General features: G+C 44.9%; 5 protein-coding genes. All 5 read right to left on the reverse strand.

Annotated features, from left to right (window positions below; translation table 11 throughout):
- Positions 1–646 (reverse strand): hypothetical protein (locus H6F80_RS28085; RefSeq protein WP_242067620.1); only part of this gene is annotated, 646 nt, incomplete at its 3' end.
- The gene (locus tag H6F80_RS28090; RefSeq protein ID WP_190794816.1) at positions 643–1,740 is read right to left on the reverse strand and encodes an AAA family ATPase; all 1,098 of its coding nucleotides are present in this window, start codon (positions 1,738–1,740) and stop codon (positions 643–645) included. The genes H6F80_RS28090 and H6F80_RS28085, both read right to left, overlap by 4 nt.
- A 12-nt stretch (positions 1,741–1,752) precedes the next feature.
- Positions 1,753–3,156, reverse strand: coding sequence for a VMAP-C domain-containing protein (locus H6F80_RS28095; RefSeq protein WP_190794817.1), 1,404 nt, complete (start codon positions 3,154–3,156; stop codon positions 1,753–1,755).
- Positions 3,157–3,166: 10 nt separating this feature from the next.
- A complete protein-coding gene (locus H6F80_RS28100; protein ID WP_190794818.1) occupies positions 3,167–4,204 on the reverse strand; it encodes a caspase family protein in 1,038 nt (345 codons plus the stop codon).
- Positions 4,201–5,415: a lipase family protein gene (locus H6F80_RS28105; RefSeq protein ID WP_190794819.1), complete on the reverse strand. Its 1,215-nt coding sequence runs from the start codon at positions 5,413–5,415 to the stop codon at positions 4,201–4,203. Before H6F80_RS28105 ends, H6F80_RS28100 begins: the two co-directional genes overlap by 4 nt.
- Positions 5,416–5,536 lie beyond the last annotated feature (121 nt).

Raw genomic sequence — 5,536 nt, forward strand, 5'->3', positions numbered from 1 at the left:
CTTCAACAGACCAAGTTCGTACATTGCGAAAGGCTCCTTGATATTCCAGCAGATGCTGAAACTCATCCAGCGTCTCCTGCCAAATAAAGCTAAACCGAGACGATTCAATCACCAACTCCAGATCAAACCAACGTTCCAGAGAAGGCTTGAGAATTGGCACCCAGATATCTTGTTCCGCAATCCGGTTGACCGTAGAAAGTTCATCAAGATCCGATCGCGTTAAAGAAGGCACCCTACGCATGAGTGGACGGAGCGATCGTCCAATATCACGGGAATTAGAAAAGGCAGGAGCAGCCCGTACCTGAATCGGCAAGCCATGTTCTGAGGTTTCACCTATTGATGTATCTGACCTCATCACTGGAGGCATATAAGCTGAGACAGTGGGTGAAGACACTTCCGGCAAAGTGCTATTGTCCTCAACAATCTCAACAGTGGTTGTTTCATTGGAAGAAGGTGAAGTCTGTTTTCCTTGCTCAGTCTCGCCCGTTTCCTCCTCATAAGAACGACCGATTTTGGATGCCAACCACAGCGCATCTGCAATGTCCTCATCATCTAATACAGGGTGTGCCTCACTCCAAGCTGCAATCTCCTGATCGCTCAGGAGTAAGCCCGTCTGCTGTAACACGGTGATGAGGCGACCGATCATTTCTTCTCAGGCTCAGACAAGCCATTCTTAGGAGTCGTTTGTAGAGGACGATCAAGCGGGGCTAATAAATGTTCGAGTAAAATTTCCTTTTCATCTCCCACCCAGCTTCGCTGACGAGCAATCATAAATAGGGTATTCAAAAGTTGATCGGTAGAAAGCTGCTCTCTACCTTGATCACGACGCTTAAGAAAAGCAGTAATTAGATCGTTAACTTGCTTATCGGTTAAATCACACTCTTTCAGATGGGCTTTGACTATGCGTTCCATCTGCTTTCGATCAGGATCACGCATATTCAAACGCAAGCAACGGCGGAGAAATGCTGGTGGAAAGTCTCGCTCACCATTACTGGTCATAATCACCAAAGGGAACTCTTGGCAGGTAATACGCCCCCCTCGGATAATGACTTTCCTTTCTGCATAGGTCATCTCAGCTTCATCGGTATAAGCTGTACGCACCTTAACTGTGAGAACCTCCGTCTGCTGATCAGGGTTGTCACTTTCCTTCTCTAACCGAGCCAACTCTGGAATCTCGAACCGCCCTTCCTCAAAAATAGTCAGCAAGTCATTGGGCAGATCTATATCACTTTTGTCAATTTCATCAATGACCAACACGCGTGGTTTAGACGACTCCAATAGGGCCGTACCCAGAGGACCCAAAGTAATATAATCAGCAATCTTCTGTGGGTCTTCCCTGTAGTCGCCTTTAGCTTCGGATTGTTTGACTTCCTGCAACCGACCAATGGCATCGTAGCCATATAACCCATCTTTGAGAGTAGTGCGGGTCGTAATGGGCCAGTAAAGCACTTCTCCCAGCTTTAGCTCATGCGCTACTGCATAAGCCAGAGAAGATTTCCCTGTGCCTGGCTTACCCGTAATTAACAATGGGCGACGCAAGTAAAGCGCTGCATTAATCATCTCAACCTCTTCAGGTTGAGTCTGAAAGGTTTCCCCACGATGTTTCCGCCGACTAACCCCAGGATTCGGATCTTTACCAAAGGGTCTCCAGGGAGGCGCATCAGGAAGTCGATTGACCGCATCATGGGGCTCTCGATTATCTCCCTGAAATAATTTCCAGTCTTCGGGTGGGTTACTCATGAGATTTCTAACTCAGGCAGTTTTGGGGGGAACTAGCTCCGGATCGTCCCATAGTAAAGATAGATGATGACCGATATCACGATCAGGAGAGTTTTCCCGAATACGAGCATTGTATCGCTTACTTCTAACCGTTTCGGGCAACTGTTCTAAACAGCAGGCAGCTAACAGTTCTGCCATCTGAGCTTCATGAATCATTTGGTCTTTTAAGTTGTTGCGAGTCCAAACCACGATCGGTAAACCAAAGCCTAACAGTTCACGAAACAGTGTTTTGCTGTCTACAGGTGACGGAGTGATACACAACCCGACGATCTTGTCATCCGTCTTGTCCGGCTTTATAACCGCATTTAGCTTATCTAAAAGAGCAATTAAATCCCCGTCATGACCAGAGACGAAGACATTCTTAGTAGACTCTCTTAATAGATTCTGGTATCGTTTCCACAACCTCAGCCAACTTGGTCTCTTGTTATAACTACCTTCATATCGATTCGCACATCGAGTTACAACAATGTGGTCATGTCCCAAATATTCTGGTCGTAAATCTGTTTCTGAATTAAGTCGCCAGCTATCCGCCGCTAAATCCAAGAGCTCTACTGGAAGAAAAACATGGATTTGGGGATAGTTTACACAGCTTGGACAGAGACTACGCTGCTCAGCCAGGAAGGTGTTAAGAAAACGGGGCATCTTATGTAACAGTTCGTCTAACAAACAAGGTTTTGCTTCAGAAGATCCAGTCACGACTAAAGGATGATAGCCTGTTTTTTGCTTTTGATACCTCTCAACGTCTTCTATTAACCAAGCATTAAACTGATAATAAGTTGCATCCTCTTGAGACTGGGTAGAAGCCTCGTCACTACGAATAATGGCAATTAAGATAGCGGGTTGAACGTTTTCCAACTGTTGATTTTGTTGAGACTGAATCTGGTTATAAAGCTGTCCCCAATCAATATTCGGTCGATATTGAGATCCCCACTGTTGAAGATCACTGACCAGAATGGGCTCTGATGTTTTATCGATTAAATATGCAATAAATTCCTCTAGAGCCGTGTAGGATAACTCCCCTTGAATGATTTTTTTAAGTTCAGACACTAATGATTGCACATTCTCCACAGTTCGTTGAACCCGACTTGACCAGTGGAAGATTGTTGTTTGATAGCACTGCTGAAAAGTCTCCCATTGATCTTGGTTAGCTTCTAAAATCTCAATAAGACGATTAGTCTCCCTTGTTGTCAATTGCTCCCGAAGCTCCTGCTGTCGAATTTCGATTTCCTGATCGACCTCTTCTATTTGTTTGAATAGGAGATTTAGCCGCTTTTCATACGTCTCTTTTACTGTCACATCAGCAGTTGCATCAAGTTCGTCTTGAACCGTTTGAAGTTGCCGATTAAAATTATTACGCTTTGATAGTAAGTATTCCAATCGAGGACTGCTAATCATTTCCTTGATTTAATTTTTTAATATCTTGATCGACCTTTTCTATTTGTTTGAATAGGAGATTTAGCCGCTTTTCATACGTCTCTTTTACTGTCACATCAGCAGTTGCATCAAGTTCGTCTTGAACCGTTTGAAGTTGCTGCTCAAAGGTACTGCGCTTGTTTTGTAGATATTTCAATTTGAGTACTTGGGCTGAATTAACGGGAGAGGGGTCTGGCTTAGGCGGAAGTGCCTCAATCTGATTATCTTGAAGCTTCAACCAGTAAGCAGGCGGTATCTGCTGTTTCCTCAGGAAATCGGATTGAAGATGCTCCACCAGCATCCTCATATCTGGCAACAAGGGCTGTCCTTGTAAAGTCTCTAGTACGGCTTGAGAAAAATGACCTGTACCCGTCTTGGAATCATTGGTAGCTACCTCATATTCTGGTGAAGCAAACAGAACGAATTGTTCAGCCCGCTGAGCATCACCACTGGTTGCAAACTCAACTCCAGCCGCAACTCCTTGACTCGTCTGAGCTAGCCCTTGATAAAATGCATTGGCACAAGCATCAATAAAAAAGACTTGTTGAGGAAAACCAGTTCCATAAGCCGAAGTACCTAAAGCTTCTACAAGCGAGTTAACATTCAAATTCCATTTCGTGTCATCATCAGTATCAGCAAAAAATAGCCGTCGAACGGTTGCGTCAGTTTTCGTAATAATGCCATGTCCGCCCCAAAAAATATAAAGCAACTCCCCTCGGCTGCTTTTACTGGTCAACTTTGATCGAATCGTGTTGGCGATCGCGTCATGGGTTGCAGGAGATGGGAAAAAGCCTTTAGTTTGTGCCTCCGACAAGACCCCCTTATTTTGCTCAAGAGGAGACAAGAATAAATAAATATGCTCTGGCTCAGTGCCATGCTGCAATAGCCAGTTTGCAAACTTTAGTGCATCATTGGCAGGTCCATTGAGGTCGTAATCAGGTCCAGCTTGATACTTCTCGATCCCTACAATTAAGGCATACACATTTCTTGATTGGATAGGGGCAGCAGTCATGGCAATACCTTTTCAATCTCCTCCCAAGTCTGTTTATTAGCCCAGTAAGCCCCATGAGCCTCCGGAAAGGGCTGTCTATTATCTACCGGGACATCGGTAACTTTTCCAGGAAAAAGCCCTTCACAATCACCGATATAGCTCAAAAAATCTCTTAAATCATAAATGTTAAGCCATTTTGGGAAAAACTCTGGCAATGGCTCACCGTAGGGCAAAGTTTGTAATGCACCAATTTCGTAAAAAAAGGGAGCCTGTGATCCAACCGTAATTAAATACTTAACTTTGTTTCGTAGATCACGTTCGATTAGCAAATCAACGCAGGCAATACCACCCAAGCTATGGGCAAGCAGAACGACAGGTGGCTCGATTTGCTCGTGCTCGATTTGACTGCGGATAAACTCACGAATCTTTTCGCCTTTGGCTTGATAAATCAAGATGTCTCCTGCAAACGGATAAGTACCATCCGTTACAGCACCTCGCTTCCGCCTGATTTTGTTAGTACCGAAGCCAAAGGCCAATCCTGTAAGCTGGCTCTTGGTCCAAGTTGAGACAACCCCCATTGATTTCTCATCGCGGGTTAGAGTCTTTTGGATTGCGTCAACTGCTTCATTCCGTAGTTGGTCGTCCACTAATAGCCAGGGGTAAATTTCCTGTTCTTTGCACAGGATTCGAGACACGGAGATAATAGCCCTGGCGATCGCAGCATAATCGCCATCTAAAGGTCGAGAGGCTGTTTCTAGTAACCGACCGAATGGACTAGAGTTAATGCCTGTGATCACCTCACAAGCCTGTTTGAAAACAGCACCAATTCCTAAATCGTTCAACCTTGACTGTAGTTCTGCATTGGTTAAGAGGGATTCGACCCTACTTCTCAATTCCTGAGAAGGCGTGCTTTGACCAGGAACAGATTTTTGCGCTTGTAGAGGTCTCAGCCCCAATAACCGCATTTCATAAAACGGATCTTTGTAAAGATTTTCCCATAGGCGAACGCTTTCCTCTTCGAGGGTTAGCTCCTGCCCTCCTTGTGATTCCTTGTAGGTAGGGATGGAAGCTCCTCCAGCGTTAAGTTTTGCCCCTAAAGGATCACCCCAGAGGCAAGGAACCAGTTTAGCATCAGGTCTGCGTTTGTGAAGGGCTTGCTCCATCTGCTGCAAAGTTTCAGCATAGGCTTCTTTTCTACCCCCAGTTCCATGCACGAAGATTATGGTTGTCACCTTCCTACTTCCGTATTTCAAATGAGTTCTGTCGTAAGCACTACATCAGTGACAGAAGAACAATCTCAGCCGTCAAAGACAATCATTAGTACCTTGAAACAATTTTATTTGAAACCCTTGG

Source organism: Leptolyngbya sp. FACHB-711 (genome assembly GCF_014695615.1).
Lineage (GTDB): Bacteria > Cyanobacteriota > Cyanobacteriia > Elainellales > Elainellaceae > Leptolyngbya_A.

What these genes read in the sequence shown, in the direction of transcription:
- H6F80_RS28090 (WP_190794816.1), bottom strand. Translation starts at nt 1,740, where the DNA reads ATGAGTAACCCACCCGAAGACTGGAAATTATTTCAGGGAGATAATCGA.
- H6F80_RS28100 (WP_190794818.1), bottom strand. Translation starts at nt 4,204, where the DNA reads ATGACTGCTGCCCCTATCCAATCAAGAAATGTGTATGCCTTAATTGTA.